The 18,419-nt window shown below is 63.7% G+C and carries 13 protein-coding genes; 5 read left to right on the forward strand and 8 right to left on the reverse strand.

The window, feature by feature from the left end:
• Positions 1–17: 17 nt before the first annotated feature.
• From ilvB to ACSBPU_RS00595, 4 genes are all read left to right on the forward strand, one after another.
• Complete coding sequence (gene ilvB, locus ACSBPU_RS00580; protein WP_442594628.1) at positions 18–1,766, forward strand: biosynthetic-type acetolactate synthase large subunit; 1,749 nt, start codon at positions 18–20, stop codon at positions 1,764–1,766.
• Between the two features lie 88 nt (positions 1,767–1,854).
• Positions 1,855–2,835, forward strand: coding sequence for a TRAP transporter substrate-binding protein (locus ACSBPU_RS00585; RefSeq protein ID WP_442594630.1), 981 nt, complete (start codon positions 1,855–1,857; stop codon positions 2,833–2,835).
• A gap of 9 nt (positions 2,836–2,844) precedes the next feature.
• Positions 2,845–3,342, forward strand: coding sequence for a TRAP transporter small permease (locus ACSBPU_RS00590; protein ID WP_442594632.1), 498 nt, complete (start codon positions 2,845–2,847; stop codon positions 3,340–3,342).
• A gap of 49 nt (positions 3,343–3,391) precedes the next feature.
• A complete protein-coding gene (locus ACSBPU_RS00595; protein WP_442594634.1) occupies positions 3,392–4,672 on the forward strand; it encodes a TRAP transporter large permease in 1,281 nt (426 codons plus the stop codon).
• A 219-nt stretch (positions 4,673–4,891) separates the two neighbouring features.
• Here ACSBPU_RS00595 and ACSBPU_RS00600 read toward each other — a convergent pair whose 3' ends face one another.
• The 8 genes from ACSBPU_RS00600 to ACSBPU_RS00635 form a co-directional block, all read right to left on the reverse strand.
• A complete protein-coding gene (locus ACSBPU_RS00600; RefSeq protein WP_442594636.1) occupies positions 4,892–5,497 on the reverse strand; it encodes a TetR/AcrR family transcriptional regulator in 606 nt (201 codons plus the stop codon).
• A 104-nt stretch (positions 5,498–5,601) separates the two neighbouring features.
• Positions 5,602–7,731, reverse strand: a complete 2,130-nt coding sequence (locus tag ACSBPU_RS00605; protein WP_442594638.1) for an acetate--CoA ligase family protein — start codon at positions 7,729–7,731, stop codon at positions 5,602–5,604.
• The gene (locus tag ACSBPU_RS00610) at positions 7,728–8,819 is read right to left on the reverse strand and encodes an acyl-CoA dehydrogenase family protein (RefSeq protein WP_442594640.1); all 1,092 of its coding nucleotides are present in this window, start codon (positions 8,817–8,819) and stop codon (positions 7,728–7,730) included. The genes ACSBPU_RS00605 and ACSBPU_RS00610 overlap by 4 nt, the downstream gene beginning before the upstream one ends.
• 3 nt (positions 8,820–8,822) lie before the next feature.
• Entirely contained in the window at positions 8,823–10,037 is a 1,215-nt protein-coding gene (locus ACSBPU_RS00615; RefSeq protein WP_442594642.1) for an acyl-CoA dehydrogenase family protein, read from the reverse strand.
• Between the two features lie 2 nt (positions 10,038–10,039).
• Positions 10,040–10,816 carry an enoyl-CoA hydratase/isomerase family protein gene (locus tag ACSBPU_RS00620; RefSeq protein ID WP_442594644.1) on the reverse strand — a complete coding sequence of 259 codons (777 nt, stop codon included), beginning with the start codon at positions 10,814–10,816 and terminating at the stop codon, positions 10,040–10,042.
• 21 nt (positions 10,817–10,837) lie between these two features.
• A complete protein-coding gene (locus ACSBPU_RS00625; protein WP_442594646.1) occupies positions 10,838–11,806 on the reverse strand; it encodes a Bug family tripartite tricarboxylate transporter substrate binding protein in 969 nt (322 codons plus the stop codon).
• Between the two features lie 37 nt (positions 11,807–11,843).
• Complete coding sequence (locus tag ACSBPU_RS00630; RefSeq protein WP_442594648.1) at positions 11,844–12,830, reverse strand: Bug family tripartite tricarboxylate transporter substrate binding protein; 987 nt, start codon at positions 12,828–12,830, stop codon at positions 11,844–11,846.
• A gap of 246 nt (positions 12,831–13,076) precedes the next feature.
• Positions 13,077–15,788, reverse strand: coding sequence for a DNA topoisomerase III (locus ACSBPU_RS00635; protein WP_442594650.1), 2,712 nt, complete (start codon positions 15,786–15,788; stop codon positions 13,077–13,079).
• Between the two features lie 62 nt (positions 15,789–15,850).
• On the opposite strand from ACSBPU_RS00635, the gene ACSBPU_RS00640 reads away from it, so the two are divergent.
• The gene (locus ACSBPU_RS00640; protein ID WP_442594652.1) at positions 15,851–18,412 is read left to right on the forward strand and encodes a GDYXXLXY domain-containing protein; all 2,562 of its coding nucleotides are present in this window, start codon (positions 15,851–15,853) and stop codon (positions 18,410–18,412) included.
• Positions 18,413–18,419 lie beyond the last annotated feature (7 nt).

The raw sequence follows: 18,419 nt of genomic DNA on the forward strand, positions 1-18,419 counted from the left end.
CAATAAAGCGATGTGCCGTGAATACTTCTACTGAACCCGTCAGCCGGAATGGCGCGCAGGCCCTGCTGGAAACCCTGATCGCGCACGGCGTCGATACCATTTTCGGCTATCCGGGCGGCGCGGTCCTGCCTTTGTACGATGCCTTGTACTCCGAGCCGCGCATCCGACACGTGCTGGTTCGCCACGAGCAAGGGGCCGTCCATGCCGCCGAAGGCTATGCGCGCTCCACCGGCAAGCCCGGCGTAGTCGTCGTGACATCGGGCCCCGGCATGGCCAATACCACGTCAGGCCTGCTGGACGCCTTGTGCGATTCCATACCGGTGCTGTGCATCAGCGGCCAGGTCGCTACCAGCGCGATCGGCACCGACGCTTTCCAGGAATGCGATGCCATCGGCATTTCGCGGCCGGTCACGAAATGGAACGCCCAGATCCGCCGCAGCGAAGACGTGCCGGCCCTGGCCGCGAAGGCCTACAACCTTACGCGTTCCGGCCGGCCGGGGCCGGTGCTGCTCGATTTTCCCAAAGACATGCAGATCGGGCTGGTGCCCGCAACGACCGGAGGCGCGGACGCAGCCGGGCTGCCGGAAGCCATCGAAACCGCCACGCCGGTGACCGAGGCCGCGATCAAGCGCGCCGCCTCGCTGATCGCCAACGCGAAGCGTCCGGTCTTCTATGGCGGAGGCGGCCTGATCAATTCGGGGCTGGACGCCTGCCATGCCTTCACCAGCCTGGTGCAGGACATGGGAGCGCCTTGCACGCTGACGCTTATGGGCTTGGGCGCCTTTCCCGCCGACGACCCATTGTTCCTGGGCATGCTGGGCATGCATGGCACACTCGAAGCCAATCTTGCCATGCATCATGCCGACCTCATCATCTGCGTGGGGGCGCGTTTCGACGACCGCATCACGGGCAGGCTCTCCGACTTCTGCCCGCATGCCAGCAAGATCCACCTCGATATCGACCCGGCCTCCATCAACAAGGTCGTGCGCGCCGATGTCGCACTGGTAGGCGATTGCTATCCCATGCTGCGCGCTCTGCGCAAGGAAATCGGCCAGCTGGAGGCCGATGCATCGCGCCTGCAGCCCTGGTGGGAACGCATCGGCGTCTGGCGCGCCAAGGACTGCCTGGGCTTCCAGCCGTCGACCGAAGCCATCCTGCCCCAGCACCTGATGCGTGCCCTGGACCATGCGCTCACGGGTACCGACGCCATCATCTCGACCGACGTGGGACAGCACCAGATGTGGGCGGCGCAGTACATCAAGTTCAACCGGCCCAACCGCTGGCTGACGTCCGGCGGGGCGGGCACCATGGGCTATGGCGTTCCCGCGGCCATCGGCGCGCAGATCGGCAATCCGGACAAGCCGGTGGTGTGCGTCAGCGGCGATGCATCGGTGCTGATGAATATCCAGGAACTGGCGACGGCCAGCCAGCACCAGACGCCCATCAAGGTGGTACTGTGCAACAACCAGCACATGGGCATGGTGCGCCAATGGCAGGAGCTCATCCACGACGGGCGCTACAGTCACAGCTACAACGCGTCGATTCCCGACTTCGTCGCGCTCGCCCGGGCGTTCGGCTGGGGCGCGGCCAGGGTGGAGAACCCCGCCGAGCTCGATGCGGCGCTTGCACAGTGCATGGCCTACCCGGGTCCCTATTTCCTGGACGTCGTCGTTCAGCCCCAGGAAAACTGCTTTCCGATGATGCCCGCGGGCTATGGCCATCAGCAAGTGATGCTCTCCGAGGACAATTGGTACGTGGAAGAATAGGGCGCCACCATAGAAAACCCCAATATTCCGGCACGGGTGAATTAAGGTACAAATCACGATCAACGTGTAAAGTGAATTTGGGGACAAAATGCGCAAGACCTGGCTTTCCAAACTGATGGTTGCGGTATCCGTGGCAGGCGTGTTCGCCGCCGCGCCGGCAATGGCCGAAAAAACCCTGAAGATGGCGTACGCGCTTTCGACCAATTCCCATTACGGGGTGGGTGCGGATGCTTTCGCGAAAACCATCGAGGGCGGCACCAAGGGTCAATTCAAGATCCAGCAGTTTCCCAACAGCGCCCTGGGCGGCGAGCGCGAGGTCATCGAAGGCATCCAGTTGGGCACCATCGACCTGGCCATCGTGTCCACCGGCGCCACGCTGAATTTCGTCCCCAAGACCGGCGTGTTCGACATCCCCTTCCTTTTCCGCGACCTGGAACATGCCCGCAAGGTGCTGGATGGCGAAATCGGCCAGAAGATGCTCGAAGAATTTCCCAAGCGCGGCCTGGTCGCCCTGGCCTGGGGCGAACAAGGCTTCCGGCAAATGACCAACAACACGCGCCCCGTTGCGCAGCCGGCCGATGCAAAAGGCCTGAAAGTGCGCACCATGGAAAACCCCATCCACATCGCGGCATTCCGCGAACTGGGTGTGCTAGCCACGCCCATGGCCTGGCCCGAAGTGGCCACGGCGCTTCAGCAAGGCACCATCGATGGCCAGGAAAATCCCATGTCCGTCATCGTGTCGGCCAAGCTGCCGCAATTGCAGAAGTATCTGTCCCTGACTTCGCACGTCTACGGACCCGCGCTCGTACTCATGTCTCCGTCCGTGTATGACGGCCTGTCCGACGCCGACAAGGGTACCTTCAAAAAAGCCGGGCACGACGCCGCCATCGCCATGCGCGCCTATGTCGACCAGGTCGAAAAGAGCGGCATCGAAGAGGTCAAGAAGCAGGGCATGCAGGTCAACACCGTCGATCACGCCGCTTTCCAGAAGGCGGTGGAACCCGTCTATCCCCAGTACTACAAGCAGTTCGGCAAGGAACTGGTCGAGTCCATTCGCAATACCAAGTAAGCATCGCTCGTGTCGGCGCTTCGTTTTATTGACCGCGGCCTGTTCCGCCTGGTTTCGGCAGCAGCCCAGCTGTTGATCGTCTCGGCGGTGGCTGCGGGCTTTTACCAGGTGGTGGCGCGTTTCGTGCTCCAGTCGCCCGCCGACTGGAGCGAGGCCTGGACGCGCGCATCATTGATCTGGACGGTGATGCTGGGCATTTCACTGGCTTTCCGGCAAGGGGCCATGCTCAGCGTCGAAATGCTGCATGGCTTTCTCGAGGCACGCAAGAAGCGCTGGCTCGAACACCTTATTCTCGCCATCTGCCTGTGCTTTCTGGGCTTCATGGCCTGGGTCGGCGGCCAGATGACCTGGCGGGTGCGTTTCCAGACCATGCCTAGCCTCGATGTCTCCATTTCCTGGGTGTACATCGCCATTCCCATCGGTGCGGTCCTGGCCATGCTGGCCGTCCTGGCGCATTGGGCCGAGGGCCCTAACCACCCGGCCACCGTCGACGAAACCGTGATCTGACATGAACATGCGTTCTGCAACTCCAGTCATCGCAACAGGTGGTTGAACCATGTCCCAGCTGATGGTTGTATCGATGCTGCTGTTCTTCGCGCTGTCGGTGCCGGTGGCGGTGTCCATCGGCCTGGCCAGCATGCTGGGCGTAGCGTACGACGGACAGATGACCTGGCTGGTGATCGCGCAGCAGATCTACGCGGCGCTGGACAAATACCCGCTGGTGGCGGTGCCTTTCTTCATTCTTGCCGGCAACCTGATGGAGGCGGGCGGCATTTCCGAGCGCATGGTGGACTTCGCCAAGAGCGTGGTCGGCGGCTTGCAGGGCGGCCTGGCTTGCAGCTGCGTGCTCACTTGCATGATCTTCGCCGCGGTGGCCGGCTCCAGCGTGGCCACCACCTTCGCCGTCGGGGCCATTCTCATTCCGGCCATGGTCAAGCACGGCTATCCCAGGCCTTTTGCCGCCTCGCTGCAAACCTCTGCCGCTGAGCTGGGCGTGATCATCCCTCCGTCCATACCGATGATCCTGTTCGCGGTGGCCACGGACACCTCGGTGGGCGAGCTATTCATCGCCGGCATAGGTCCGGGTCTGCTCATCAGCGGCGCGCTGATGCTCTATGTCTGGCTGTATGCCCGCCGCCATGGCTATGGCAAGCATGACGGCGATGGGCGGCTTGCGCTGTGGCCTGCATTCAAGCGTTCATGGCTTGCGCTGCTGATGCCTGTGATCATCCTGGGGGGCATTTACGGCGGCATCTTCACGCCCACCGAGGCATCGGCGGTGGCGGTGATGTACGCGCTGGTGGTCGGCATATTCGTATACCGCAAGATCACGTTCGCGTCGCTGTCCCATACCTTGCACCGTTCCGTGATTTCTACGGCGGTGATCATGTTCGTTATTGCGAATGCAGGGGTATTCGGCTTTCTGCTGAACCGGGCCGGGGTTCCCGCTGCGCTGGGCGAATGGCTGGGCCATCTGTTCAGCGATAAATACGCTTTTCTGATAGGCGTGAACGCGGCGCTGTTCATCATCGGCATGTTCATCGAGACCTCGGCATCGATCGTGGTGCTGGCGCCGCTGCTGCTGCCGGTGGCCATGCAATTCGGCGTCGATCCGGCGCACTTCGGTGTGATCATGGTGGTGAATCTGGCATTGGGCATGGTTACGCCGCCCTTCGGCGTGAACTTGTTCGCCGCCTGCGCCGTGGCGAACCTGCCCATCGAGCGCCTGATCAGGTCGCTGCTGCCTTTCGTGGCCGTGGTGGTTGCCTGCCTGATGGTGATTACCTACGTGCCTGAGATATCCTTGTTTTTCAAGGAGCTGGTGTATGGGGCTTGATGTCGGGGCGCCATGGGGTCAGACCCCGTACGGGGTCTGACCCCATCACATCGCCACAGCCTGAGCCGCTCCAGATACTAAAAACAAATGACGAAAGCCGTGTTTGATCGAGCTGGATATCAATAAATCGATACTGCGCGCACAGGTCCTCAGCCGCGGATAGACGAATAAGAGGTCAGACCCCGTTCGGGGTCTGACCCCGAACGGTCCCGTAACGGGTCAGGCCCGAACGGTCTCGCGGTCGAGCACACCGTTCAGATACGTGTCCAGGTAAATGTCGATGATCTCCACCGCACTGTGCTTGCCCCCCTTCCGGAACCAGCGGGGGAGCTGGTTGATGATGGACAGCAGGAACTTGCTGGAAAGATTGATGTCGATGTCCTTCCGGAACTGGCCGGCCTCCATGCCTTCATGGATGATTTCCTTCAGCAGGCTTTCGTAGCGGTCCCGCACCTGCAGGACTTCGGAGCGTGTCTCGCTGGACTGCGTGCTCCAGAAGATCGCCGAACCGGACATCCAGCTGTCCTGGTTTCTTTCGAAGCGGGCGGCGGAAGCGTGCATGTAGGCGCGCAGGCGGTCTATGGGCAGCGGCCCCGCCTTGTCCAGCGCACTGCTCACCTCCATGAGCAGCTCGTCCATGCCGGTTCGGGAGCTCGCCCGATAGATGGCTTCCTTGCTGGTGAAGTGGTGATACAAGGCCGCTTTGGTCAGACCGATTTCCGCGGCGATCATGCTGATCGACGCACCTTCGTATCCATGGCGGGCGAACACGCGGCGTGCCGCTTCGATGATTTTGTGTCGACGATCAGGGTCTCGTGTCGCCATGAAACTAGCCTCATGAATGGGTTAGGGCCTGTCAGCGTCAACAGGCCCTGCGGCATACTCCTCGAAAGACTGCCATACGCCCGGATTATAGAAGGGACTTGGCTTCAGGCGGCCGCGTTGAAGGAAACCACCGCATCCAGGCAGGCTGCGCCGTCGTCGAGCACGACGAAAGGATTCACGTCGACGCCTTCCAGGACATGCGCCCAGTCTTCGGCGAAGGCCGAGAGACCCAAAAGCGCCTGGGTCAGCGCGCCCACGTCCTGGGCCGGCTGGCCTCGCCATCCGAGCAGCAATTGCGACGCCTTGACCGAACGTATCAATTGTTCGGCGCGGGCGGACGAAAGCGGCACGGAAGCGAAGGCGACATCGCGGAACAGCTCTACGGCCACGCCGCCCAGGCCGAACATCACCATGGGGCCGAAGATCGGATCCACGTGGACGCCGAGGATGGTTTCGGTTCCTTTGCGCACCATGGGCGCGATCAGCACCCCCTCGATCCGCGGCGCATCCGGCAAAGCCTCGGCCTTGCCCATCAGCCTGCCGAAGGCCTGGCGTACCGCATCGTCGTCCGCCAGGTTCAGGACCACGCCGCCAAACTCGGTTTTATGCTGAATGTCCGGCGAGACGATTTTCGCGACCACGGGATAGCCCAGCTTCTGCGCCGCCGCGACGGCCTCGGCTTCGGTCGCGCAAAGCGTTTCCGGGGGAACGGGCAGGCCGTAATCCGCCAGCAGCCGCTTGGCCTGCATCTCGTTCAACGAGCCGGCGCCCGGGTCGACAGGCGTGCTCGTCCGTTTTGCCTGGCGGTCGGGATCGGGCAGGCCGGGATGCAGCGATGCGCGCCGCCGCTCGATCTCGCACAGGGCACCCACGGCGCGCACCGCGCGGCCCGGGTCCGAAAAGATGACCAGGCCCTCGGCCTCCAGCTGTCGGCGCATCTCGTCGTCCGATGGTCCCACCAGCACGAGCAGGCGATCCGGATGCTTCCTGCGCAATTCCGCGAGATCCGCCAGCAGCGGAACGAAGCGGCGCGGATCGCAGGGGATCTGGGCCAGATAGATGAAATGCGTTGCGCAGTCGGTTTCCTGGATGACCAGATCCACCAGGTCCGGTATGCCGCGTTTGATGGCGCCGATTTGCGCCGTGGTGTCCAGCGGATTCACGCCCACCAGGAACGGTACGATGTCGCGTATCCGCGCCTGCAGGGCCGGGGAAATGGTGGGGATGGCGACGCCATAGCGCTCGGCGTCGTCGGCCATCAGGACACCGATGCCGCCGGAGACGGTGATGATATTGGCGCGATCGTTCGACGGCTGCGCAAGCTGGGTGCGCACGTAGGCGATATCCAGCATTTCTTCGATGGACTGCGCACGCCAGGCGCCGCATTCCCGGCAGACGACGTCGAAGATCTTGTCGTCGCCGGCGATCGCGCCCGTATGGGTGGCGGCGGCCTGCTGGCCGGTGGCCGAACTCCCCACTTTCATCAGGATGACGGGCTTGCCGGCCTGTGCCGCCTTCAACAGGGCGCGGCGCAGGCGGTTGCCGTCGCGGCAGCCTTCGATGGCGGCGCAGATGACGCGGGTCTCGGGGTCGGATGCCAGGAAATCGATGCATTCCGTGACGTCGATGTCCGCTTCGTTACCGGTGGCCACGATGCGGGCAATGCCCAGGCCGCGCTGGATCGCCTGGGCGTAGGCGCAGGATCCGAACGCGCCGCTTTGCGTGGCGAAGCTGATGCCGCCGGGCTGCGGCACGAGCGCTTCGAGGGCGGTGGAGAAGGTGGCGAAATAACGATTCCGCACACTGACTATGCCCAGGCAGTTGGGTCCGAGCAAGCGCACACCGTGCTGCGCGGCCAGCGCGGTCATTTCTTCCTGGCGCAGGCGGCCCTCTTCGCTTTCCTCGGCGAAACCGGAGCTCAGCACCTGCACGGCCTTGATGCCTTTGGCGACGCAATCGCGCAGCGCATCGAGCGCGGCCGAGGCGGGAACGATGATCAGCGCCTGGTCGACGTCGCCCGGAATGTCGGCCAGCGTCGGGTAGGCTTTCAGCCCTTGCACGGTCTCCGAGCGTTTGTTGATGGGATAGATCTGACCGGCAAAGCCGGCTTCACGCAGGAAACGGATGGGCCTGCCGCCCAGCTTGGAAGGGTCGGACGATGCGCCGATGATGGCGACGGACCGCGGATTGAAGAACGGGTCCAGGGCGTGGGCCCCTATTGCTGCTTGAGTCATTGGCCGCTTGCTCCTTGGAATTCGCCCAGCGCCTTGATGTGGCTGTAGGCATCGCCGTAGCGGAAGGCCAGCGCGATCAGGCGCGTGGCCATGCGGGCCGCCAGGGTTTCCTGCGTCATGCCCATGCCTCCGTGCAGCTGGATGGCCGCCTGTGCGAATTCTATCGCCTGTTCTCGTACGTAAAGGCCCAGCAGATCGAAGGCCGCCGCGCTTTCCGACGGATGCTTTGCGCCGTCCAGCGAACGCAGGGACGACATCAGCAGGCATTTGCAGCTCTCGAAAATCACGTACAGCTTCGCAGCATCGTGGCGCAGCACCTGGAATTGAGCCAGCGCCTGTCCGAACTGTTTCCGTTCCTGCAGATACCGCAATGTCTCGGCGAGCGCATAGTTCATCGTGCAGACGATGTCGGCACCTATCGCGGCTTGCGCGATCTGCCACCCTGCGGATTGCATGGCCGTGGCGGCGTCGCCGCGGGCCAGGATATTGGCGTCGGCCAGTGGGAATCCGTTCAGGTCCAAGGACTGTACGGGGCGGCCCTCGACCGTGGCATATGATGCCGCGCGCCCGGCCAGTTGCGCGGCGTCGGCCTGGATCACCAGTGCCGCGCCCGAGCCGGCGTCGACGGCGTTGAACAGGATGTGGCTGCACTCGGCCGTCAGTTCGACGGGCTCGAGCTTGCCCGCCAGCGTCCAGCCGCCCGTTCCGGAGGACAGGACGGGGAGCGCCTGGCTTTCGCGATGCGTCAGGGGGCCGGCGAATTCGGCGCAGGCTTCACCGGCCGCGATTTGAGCTCGAAGCCCTTCGACGGCGGCGCCGGCCGGCGCCGCGCCCAGCATGGCGGGCACGATGCCGCAGCGCGTCAGGATGGGGAGGTTGACGGCACGCGCCGCCATGCCTTCGATAAGAGACCCGAGGTCGTTGAAGCTGCCGCCATAGCCGCCGTCCGCTTCAGGGATCAGGGTCGCGCTCCAGCCCATCTCCTGGATGATGGAAGGGACGGGTGTTGCCGTGTCGGCATCCTTGGCGTAGCGCTGCGCGCCATCGAACAGGACGCCAGGAAATACAACTGCTGGTTCAAAAGCCATGGATCATGCTCCTAACAATTCACGCGCGACGACATTGCGCTGAACTTCGGTCGTGCCGCCTGCGATGGTCTTCGAGCGGGTGAACAGATAGTTCTGCAGCCAGAGTCCGGATTCGGTCTGGTCGCCCTGGTCGGTCAGGAAGCGCTGCGTGGCGGTCGGCCCGGTGATCCTGAGGGCCACTTCGGTCAGTGACTGGGCGGCCAGGCTGCACATGAGCTTCAGGGCGGAAGGCTTGGCGCCCAAGGGCCGCTTTTGCATCATGTCGTCGATGGCGGAAGCCAGCATTTCACGCGCGCCCTTGATCTGCGCGGCCAGCATGAGCATGCGCTGGTCCAGCGCCGCATAGTCGTGGTTGTGGGCGTTTTCCTGCTTGCTGTTCCAGAGCAGATGCGCGATGCGGCGCCATTGGCGCACCAGCTGCGCAACGGCGGCCGGCGGCAGGCGCTCGCGTTCCAGCAGGTATTTGGCGCAGTTCCAGCCTTTTCCTTCGTCGCCCACCAGGCGGTCGACCGGCACCCGGACGTTTTCGAAGAAGACCTCGTTGACGTGATGCCAGCCATCTATCGTCTCGATGGGACGCACGGTGATTCCCGGCGTATCCATGTCGACGAGCAGCAATGAAATGCCTTCTTGCTTCTTGCCTTCGCGCGAAGTGCGCACCAGCAGGTAGATGATGTTGGCCTCGTGGCCATGCGATGTCCAGATCTTCTGGCCATTGACGACGTAGTGGTCGCCATCCCGCTCCGCGCGGGTTTGCAGCGAGGCCAGGTCGGAGCCTGAGTTCGGCTCGGAATAGCCCTGGCACCACCAGTCCGAGGTATCGATGATGCGAGGCAGGTACTTTGCCTTTTGCTCCGGCGTGCCGAAATGCATGATGACCGGGCCGATATGGCCCAGGCCATGGTGGTAAAGCGGCGGGCAATCGAAGTCGGCGATGGCTTCCTCGAAGATCATGCGTTGCCGCAAGTCCCATCCGGTGCCGCCGTGTTCCTTGGGCCAACTGGGCGCTGCCCAGCCCTGCTTGTGCAGGATCTGCTGCCAGCGGCTGTATACGGGGCGCGTGATCTTTTCGCCGTTCCTGACTTTTTCGCGGATATCGTCCGGGCAGTTTTGTTCAGCGAACTGGCGGACCTCGTTCTGGAACTCCAGGTATTTCCCCGTCTCGTTATTGCCGGTGCTGGGCAGCGACAGGAACCGCTCGTTCAATGCGTGCTTCATGCTCAACGCCCCTTGTACTGGGGCCGGCGCTTTTCCAGAAACGCCCGCTGGGCCTCCTGGGCGTCTTCCGTATTGGAGAGCGCAACGGTGATGTTCTGTTCATAGCGGTAGCCTTCGCGCTGCGGCATCGACAGCGTGACCTGCGCCGCCTGCTTCGCATACTGCAGGGCCAGGGGAGCTTTGCCGGCGATCTCGCGGGCCAGTTCCAGCGCATAGGGCATCAGTTCGTCGGGCGGCAGGCTGGCTTCGATCAGGCCGACGCGATAGAGCTCATCGGCGGAAACCTTCATGCCCGTGTAGAACATGCGGCGGGCGCGCGACTTGCCGAACACGCGTTGCAGCAGCGCGGTGCCGCCGGCCAGGCCGACATTGATCTCGGGCATGGAAACATAGGCGTTGTTCGAGCAGATCCAGATGTCGCAAGCGGCCATCAGGCCGAAGCCTGCGCCGATCGCCGGGCCATTGACGGCGGCGATCACCGGCTTGCTGCAGTCGGCGATGGATAGCGAGGCTTCGCGGACCAGGCGATTGTGGTTCCAGTAGGCGCCCGGACCGCGCTTCTTGATGGCGGGGCGCTCCGAGATGTCGGCCCCGGCCGAAAAGACATTGCCGCGCGCGGTGAGCACCACGCATCGCACCTCATCGTCGTCGTTGAAGGCGTCGAACGCGCCGATCAGCTCGGCACGCAGCTCGGCGTTCTGGGCATTGACGGGCGGGCGATTCAGGTAAACGATGGCGACGCCATCTTGCTGCTCGACTTCTATATGTTTGAAACTCATCACTTCTGCTTCCATGACGGACTATTGGACGACCAGTTGCACGCCGGCATCGACCAGCCCCTGCAACCGCTTTGATTCATATGCCAGGAAATCTCCGAATTCCTTGGGCGTTCCACCCGACACGAACAGGCCGGCCTTGTCGAGGACGCTGCGCACTTGCGGGTCCTTGATCGCCTGATTGAGGCCTTCATTGAGCTTCTTCAGAACCGGTTCGGGCGTGCCCTTGGGCGCCAGGAAGCCGAACCAGCTGCCAAAGACCAGGTCGATGCCCTGCTCCTTGAAGGTGGGGACTTCCGGCGCTGCGGGGTGCCGGGTGTCATGGGCAATGCCCAGCGCGCGCAGGCGGCCGGCCCGCACGCTGTTGATGGAGCTGGGGCCATCGAAAATGCCGTCCACCAGACCGCCGTACAGATCGTTCATGGCCGGCGCCGTGCCCTTGTATGGGACATGAGTGATGGTCACGCCGACTTCCTTGGCCCACAGCTCGGCCGCGATATGGGGGCTGGACGCATTGCCGGACGAGGCGAAGCTCAGGTTGCCGGGCGACTTCTTGCCCTTGGCAATGACGTCGTCCAGCGTTTTCAAGTCGCTTTCGCTGTTCACGACCAGCATGCTTCGGCTGTTGCCCAGCAGCATGATGGGTTCGAAGGCGGCGGGATCGTAGTTCAGATCCTTGCGCAATACTGGATTGGACGTGAAGGCATAGCTGGTGAGCAGGATGGTGTAGCCATCCGGCTTGGCGCGGCTGACGTGCTGGGTGCCGATCATGGTGCCGGCGCCGCCCTTGTTGTCGACGATGACCTGGGTATTCCAATGGCGGCCCAGATAGTCGCCGATGGAGCGTGCGTACAGGTCGGTCACGCCGCCGTGCGCGTACGGGACGATGAGCGTTATGGGGCGATCGGGGTAGTTTTCCGCATGGGCGGACACGGCGCAAGCCAGGCCGAGCACGGCGCCGGCGAGTCTCAGTTTGGTGAGGATTTTGTTCATGGGATTTCTCATTGCTTGAATATATGTTTCGATTCAATTACTTGGCGCTGGCCACGCCGATGCCGGCGCTGTCTATCACTTCCTTCCAGCGTTTCTGTTCGCTGCGTACCAATGCTTCCATTTGTTCCGGCGTGTTGCCGGCAAGCTTCGATCCGGTCGAGGCGAAGGTCTCGCGCAGGGTCGGATCCGAGGCGACGGCAATGATGACTTCGCTGAGCTTCCTGATGATGGGCTCGGGCGTATTGCCGGGCGCGCTGATGTAATTCACCGGCGATGCTTCGAACCCATCCAGCGTTTTGGCGATGGGCGGAACATCGGGGATGATGGGGTTGGGTTCCAGCGTCGAGACGCCCAGCGCCCGTACGGCACCCGACTGGATGTGCGACTGGTACACGCTCAGCGTATCGATGGAAATCTCGATGCGGCCGCCGATGACGTCCGCCGCCGCGAGCGCCGAACCGCGGTATGGCACGTGGACGATGTCGATGCCGGCCATCTTCTTGAACAGTTCGCCCGCCAGATGGCTGGTGGAACCGATGCCGGAGCTGGCGAAGTTCACTTTGCCGGGATTCTTCTTGGCGTAGTCGATGAGTTCCTGCACCGATTGAGCGGGAAAGTCTTTATTGACGACGAGCACATTGGTGCCGGCGGTGAGCTGACTGACGGCCCGCAAATCCTTGAAGGCATCGTACGGCAGGTTCTCGATAAGGTAGGGCGCGGTCATCTGCTGGCCGGGAGTGGTGTACAGCAGGGTGTAGCCGTCCGGTGCCGCCTTGGCGACCTTGTTTGCCCCCATGGACCCGCCCGCACCGGGAACATTGTCGATGATGATGGACTGCTTCAGGGCATCGGACAAGGGCTGGGCGAAGCGCCGGGCACTATAGTCGGCGCCGCCGCCGGGCGCGAAAGGCACGACCAGGCGGATGGGTTTGTCGGGGTAAGTGGTGTCGGCAACGGCGAAGGACGGTGCAAGGGCGCTCACCGAAGAGGCGAGCGCCACGACGGCGTACAAGAGAGATTTCATTTGTCTCCTTCCTGGCTTGGAATGGGGCGGATAGAATTTCTGAACTTACCGAACGATCGGTAAGTTCAGAAATTCTACTGCGGTGCGAGGCTGGGCTAATACTAGGGAAAACACTTAGAAGGGTCAGACCCGGCGCTTAGGGGGTCAGACCCCGTACGGGGTCTGACCCCAGCTGATCTGCAGCGGTCAAGGGTCAAAAGGGGTCAGACCCCGCATGGGGTCTGACCCCGGGAAGCCGCGCCCAGGTCAGAATGGCGGGTCGTCGTCGTGGGTTTCGACGCCGCCGGCGGCGGTGGCGGCTTTCTTCGCAGCGGCCTTGCTTGCCGCTTTCTTGGCGGCGGTCTTGCCCGCGGCCTTTTTCGTTGCGGTCTTCTTGGCGGCCGCTTTCTTGGGAGCCGCCTTGGCGGTAGTCGTAGCCGCTTTCTTTGCCGCCGTCTTGCCGGCTGTCTTACCTGCCGTCTTGCTTGCCGTGGCGGTCTTGGACGCAGCCTTCTTCCCGGCCTTCTCGGGCCGAGGTTCGAACTCGAACCCTATCTTGCCATCGGCCTGCTTGACCAGAAACGCCTTGAACTTGCGGTTCGTGCGGCTGGAGACGAAGCCGTCGAGCAGGTCGGTCTTGCCTGCGCTGAGCAGCTTGTGGACTTGCTCGGCCGTGATCTCTTGCTGAAGAATCATCTTGCCGGTGCGGAAATCGCAACTCTTGTCGGGGCCTACGGACTTCTCGCATACGTAATTCATGCCATATTCGAAGACCTTGTGCCCGCACTTGGGGCAATCGCCCACGGGAGTGTGGCCCGAGAAGTCGACGGGTTCGGTGTCTTCGTCGTCCTTCTGCCCGAAATCGAATTCCAGCTTGTACTCGTCGGTGATGCGCAGCAGCGCGGCAAAGGGCCGCCCCATCTTGCTGATGAAGCCCGGCAAGGGGCCCAGCTCGCGCTTGGACAGCAGCTCTTCGACTTCGGGAATCTCGAAAGTGCGTCCGCCGGGGTGCTTGCCTATGGAAAAGTCGCACTGAGTGCAGGCATAGCGACGGTAATTTTCCTTGACCACGCCGCCGCACTTCGGGCAGGGAGTCGTCAAGGTGGCGTAGTCTCCGGGCACCGTGTCGCGCTCGTACTCCTTGGCACGCTTAACGATGACCTGCGTCATTTGTGCGATTTCGCGCATGAACGCATCGCGGTCGAGCTCGCGCTGTTCGATCTGCTTGAGCCGGTGCTCCCATTCGCCGGTGAGTTCGGGCGAAGTCAATTCGTTGACGCCCAGCCCGGAGAGCAAGGTCATGAGCTGCCTGGCTTTGGCGCTCGGCACGAGCTCGCGTCCTTCGCGGCGCAGATAGCCTTCATTCAGCAGGCCCTCGATGATGGCCGCCCGGGTGGCGGGCGTGCCCAGCCCGCGTTCCGACATGGCTTCGCGCAAGGCCTCGTCGTCTACCAGCTTGCCCGCGCCTTCCATGGCGGACAGCAGCGTGGCCTCGGTGTAGCGGGCGGGCGGCTTGGTGACGAGCTCCTTGGCCTCGACCTCTTCGGTCTTCACTTTTTCGCCGTCTGCGACGGGGACCAGATTGGCATCGTCGCCCTGGGCTTCGCGGCCGTAGATCGCGAGCCAGCCCGGGGAGACCAGGACCTTGCCTTCGGTCTTGAAACGATGCCCCGAGACCTCGGTGATACGCGTGGTGACCCGGAACTCGGCCGCCGGAAAGAAGACGGCCAGGAAGCGTCTTGCGACCAGCTCGTAGATCTTGCCTTCGGCTTCGCTCAGCTCGCGCGGAATCTGCAACGTGGGAATGATGGCGAAGTGATCCGATACTTTCTTGTCGTCGAAAATGCGCCGGTTGGGCTTGACCCATTTCTGCTTGCAGACGGTTGCCGCGAAGGGACGGACGCTGGCGGCGGCGGAGGACCCGCCTTCGGCGAGGGCTTCCATGGTCTGCTGCACCGTGTGCAGGTAGTCTTCGGGCAGATAGCGCGAGTCGGTACGCGGATAGGTCAGCGCCTTGTGGCGTTCGTACAGGGTTTGCGCCAGGGCCAGGGTGGTCTTGGCCGAAAACCCGAAGCGGGAGTTGGCCTCGCGCTGCAGCGAGGTCAGGTCGAACAGCGCGGGCGAGACTTGCGTCGACGGCTTGGATTCCTCGGTGACGTGTCCGGGTTGCCCCAGGCAGGCCGTGACGATGGTCTGGGCCGCGTTGCGGGACCAGAGCCTCGAATCGCGCTTTTCGGGATCGCGCTCATCCTTGATGAATTTGGGATCGAACCAGCGGCCGCTGTAGAGGCCTTCCGCCGCCACGAAGGTGGCGTGCACTTCCCAGTAATCGCGGGGCACGAAGCTGCGTATGCGTTCTTCGCGTTCGTTGACGATGGCCAGCGTGGGCGTCTGGACCCGCCCCACCGGCGTCTTGAAAAAGCCGCCGTCCTTGCTGTTGAAGGCGGTCATGGCGCGGGTGCCGTTGATGCCCACGAGCCAGTCCGCCTCGGCCCGCGAGCGCGCGGCCGCTTCCAGCGGCTTCATGGTGTCGTCGTCGCGCAGGTTCTCGAACGCTTCGCGTATCGCGGCTTGCGTCATGGAGCGCAGCCACAGCCGCTGCACAGGCTTGTTCACCCCCGAAAACTGGAGGATATAGCGGAATATGAGTTCGCCTTCCCGGCCTGCGTCGCAAGCGTTGATGACACCGGTGACATCCTTGCGCTTGAGCAGCTTCACCAGCAGCTTGAGGCGTTCCGTGGAGCGTTTGTCGGCGGGGCCGAGCTCGAACTTGGGCGGAATGACGGGAAGATGCGTGAAGCTCCATTTGCCCCGGACAGGGTCGTTGGGCGCGACCAGGGTAAGCAGATGGCCGATGCTGGAGGCCAGCACATAGCGATCGCTTTCGAAATAGTCGCCCTCCCGGGTGAACCCACCCAGGGCGCGCGATATATCCAGGGCTACCGAAGGTTTCTCGGCAATAATGAGCGTTTTAGTCATGTGATTCCAGTAACTGCATTTCAGCAGCAATAGCGCGGATAATACGAGGTGAGAAACGCACTATGCAAGTCGAGGGTGATAAATCCGCTTTTCCGGCCAAGGCCAATTGGCCGGTCTTCCTCCAGAAAACCGCCTTTGCCCTGGGCTGCCTGCTGCTGGGCGCCGCCGGCATAAGCTGGATTGCCGCCAACTGGGAATACGCCACGGCTTTCCAGAAGCTGGCGGGCGTGCAGGTCTTGCTGGTGGCGCTGGTCCTGGCGGCATGCTGGCTCGCGGCGGGGCGGCGCAACATGGGTTCGCTGCCCTCGGTGCTGGCGCTCGACCTGGCCGCCGTTGTCACCGGCGGCCTTTTGGCGCTGGTCGGCCAAATATATCAGACGGGCGCCGACCCCTGGCAGCTCTTCTTCCTGTGGATGGCGCTGCTCATTCCCTGGCTGCTGGCCCGCCCGGGCCTGTTTCTGGGCCTGCTGTGCGCATGCCTGGCGAACGTGGCGGCGGCGCTCTATCTGGGTGTCTTCGGACTGGGCATGTTCGGCGCGATTTTTGGCGACACGCCCGCGGGTGGCGGCCTGTTGCTCGCCGGCTTGAATATCCTGCTCCTCGCGGCCTGGGAGTCCTCGGCGGGACGGCTGGGCGACCGGTGGCGGATCGGGCCGCGCGCGCTGCTCGCGGCGACCGGAAGCTGGTTGCTCGCGGCGCAGCTTGCGGCGCTGGACGCGCGTTTCGGGCCATGGCACGTCATGGCGCTGGGCTGGCTGCTCGCGGGCGTCGCCTATTTTGTCTATGCTCGGCGGCGACCGGACCTGGCCATGGTGGCGCTGGCTGGGCTGACGGCGTTCACGCTGTTCGCCGTTGCGCTGCTGTCGTCCATCGAAACCGAAGTGACGCTGTTGGGCATCGTTCTGGCGCTGACGGTGGTGGCGGGGTGGGGCATTCGCCGCTTGCTGCACCTGTGGCGGGCGGGCCGTCCGTCGAACGATGCCGCGTCCGGCAAGGTCACGGCCGGACCGGACGAGCCGCTACCCTGGTTCATCAGCCTGTTCCGGCTGGTCACCATGGCGTTCACCGCCGCGCTGTTGATGGCCTATGTCTTCATCACGCTGAACATCACAGTGGAAGCGGCCTGGATTGCCGGCCTGGCGGTGAGCGTCATCGGCATTGCGCTTTTGCGGGCCCGGCCGGGAGGGCTGGCGCATGAGGCGGGGCTGGTCCTGGGGGCGGCCGGCATCTTCATGAGTGTGGGCGGTCTGTTCGCGCTTGACGAACTGGCCGCCGTGGCGCGTTCGGGCATGATCCTGGTGTTCGGACTTGTCATGTACGGTCTGGCGGGCAATGCGGTGCTGCGTTTTCTTTGCGCCTTCACCGTCCTCGCCGCGCTTCTCATCCTCGGCTGGCCCGGGGGCGATGCTTTTCTTGGCTTGCTGGATGGCGGAAGGCCGATCACGGCATTCATGCCCGCCTATTCCCGCTTATGGTGGCTGGCGATGGCGGCTGTCCTGGCGTGGGCCATCGGGCAACGGCCCCGGCGCCGCGGGCTTGTGCCCCTGGCCTGGGCCCTCACTTGTCTCGTCCAGCTGCTTGCCTGGGGGGCGCCTGCCCCGGCCATGTTCGGGCTGTCGCTCGCCTGGGACCAGGCGCCGGAAATTACGCTTCTGTGGGTTGCCTGCGCGGCGCTCCCGGTTTGCGTGCTGGCGGCGGTGTTGTGGCGCGCGCCGGGTTTGCCGCCGGCGTTCAGGCTGGCTGCGCCGGCGGCCCTGGCGATTGCCTCCATAGGCTGGATGGGCGCGCCCGGCGTGTCCATGGCGCTCCTGTGGCTGGTGCTGGCACGGTCGTTCGGCAGCCGCAGCCTGCTGGCCTTCGCCGTCCTGAGCCTGCTGGCCTATCTAAGCCGCTTTTATTACATGCTGGATTCCACCTTGCTGCAGAAATCGCTGGTGCTGGCCTTGACCGGCGGCTGGCTGGTGCTGGCTTGCCTGGCGCTTAGGCATGCCCTGAAGCCGGCAGGCACGCCCGGCGGCCGCGCCTTGGGCGGGTCGGGTCTACCCATGGCGCGTACCGTTGCCGGCGTGCTGGCCGGTCTCCTCCTCATCCTGGCCGTCGTCAATGTTGGAATCTGGCAAAGGGAGCGTATCCTGGCGACGGGCAGGACGGTTGTCCTGGCGCTGGCGCCCGTCGATCCGAGGTCCCTGATGCAGGGCGACTACATGGCCTTGCGTTTCGAGCTGGCGAACCAGATTCGCGAGGCGCTGCGCGACGACTCCGCGCCGGCGGCATCCGCCATCAATGAACAGCGCGGCGGCTTCATGGTCTTGCGCCCCGATTCGAACGGCGTCTGGCGCCTGGCCAGCCTGCGGGCGAACCGGAGCGATGAGGGCGACGATGGGGCGGCGCAGGACAGCGTGCTGTTGGAGTTCCGCTTGCGCAACAACGACGTCCGCATCGTCACCGACGCCTGGTTTTTTCCGGAAGGCCATGCGCGCCTGTATGAGCCGGCCCGCTATGGGGAAATCCGCGTGGGCGACAAGGGCACCGGCCTGCTGCGCCGCATGCTGGACCAGGACCTGCAGCCGTTGGGGTTGCCGTCGTTGGGGTCAGACCCCGTACGGGGTCTGACCCCTTCTTGAGACGTAA

The organism is Parapusillimonas sp. JC17 (assembly GCF_052180245.1).
GTDB lineage: Bacteria > Pseudomonadota > Gammaproteobacteria > Burkholderiales > Burkholderiaceae_B > Parapusillimonas.

What these genes read in the sequence shown, in the direction of transcription:
- ACSBPU_RS00615 (WP_442594642.1), bottom strand. Translation starts at nt 10,037, where the DNA reads ATGAAGCACGCATTGAACGAGCGGTTCCTGTCGCTGCCCAGCACCGGC.
- ACSBPU_RS00605 (WP_442594638.1), bottom strand. Translation starts at nt 7,731, where the DNA reads ATGACTCAAGCAGCAATAGGGGCCCACGCCCTGGACCCGTTCTTCAAT.
- ACSBPU_RS00620 (WP_442594644.1), bottom strand. Translation starts at nt 10,816, where the DNA reads ATGAGTTTCAAACATATAGAAGTCGAGCAGCAAGATGGCGTCGCCATC.
- ACSBPU_RS00595 (WP_442594634.1), top strand. Translation starts at nt 3,392, where the DNA reads ATGTCCCAGCTGATGGTTGTATCGATGCTGCTGTTCTTCGCGCTGTCG.
- ACSBPU_RS00640 (WP_442594652.1), top strand. Translation starts at nt 15,851, where the DNA reads ATGCAAGTCGAGGGTGATAAATCCGCTTTTCCGGCCAAGGCCAATTGG.
- ACSBPU_RS00625 (WP_442594646.1), bottom strand. Translation starts at nt 11,806, where the DNA reads ATGAACAAAATCCTCACCAAACTGAGACTCGCCGGCGCCGTGCTCGGC.
- ACSBPU_RS00630 (WP_442594648.1), bottom strand. Translation starts at nt 12,830, where the DNA reads ATGAAATCTCTCTTGTACGCCGTCGTGGCGCTCGCCTCTTCGGTGAGC.
- ACSBPU_RS00610 (WP_442594640.1), bottom strand. Translation starts at nt 8,819, where the DNA reads ATGGCTTTTGAACCAGCAGTTGTATTTCCTGGCGTCCTGTTCGATGGC.
- ACSBPU_RS00600 (WP_442594636.1), bottom strand. Translation starts at nt 5,497, where the DNA reads ATGGCGACACGAGACCCTGATCGTCGACACAAAATCATCGAAGCGGCA.
- ACSBPU_RS00635 (WP_442594650.1), bottom strand. Translation starts at nt 15,788, where the DNA reads ATGACTAAAACGCTCATTATTGCCGAGAAACCTTCGGTAGCCCTGGAT.
- ACSBPU_RS00585 (WP_442594630.1), top strand. Translation starts at nt 1,855, where the DNA reads ATGCGCAAGACCTGGCTTTCCAAACTGATGGTTGCGGTATCCGTGGCA.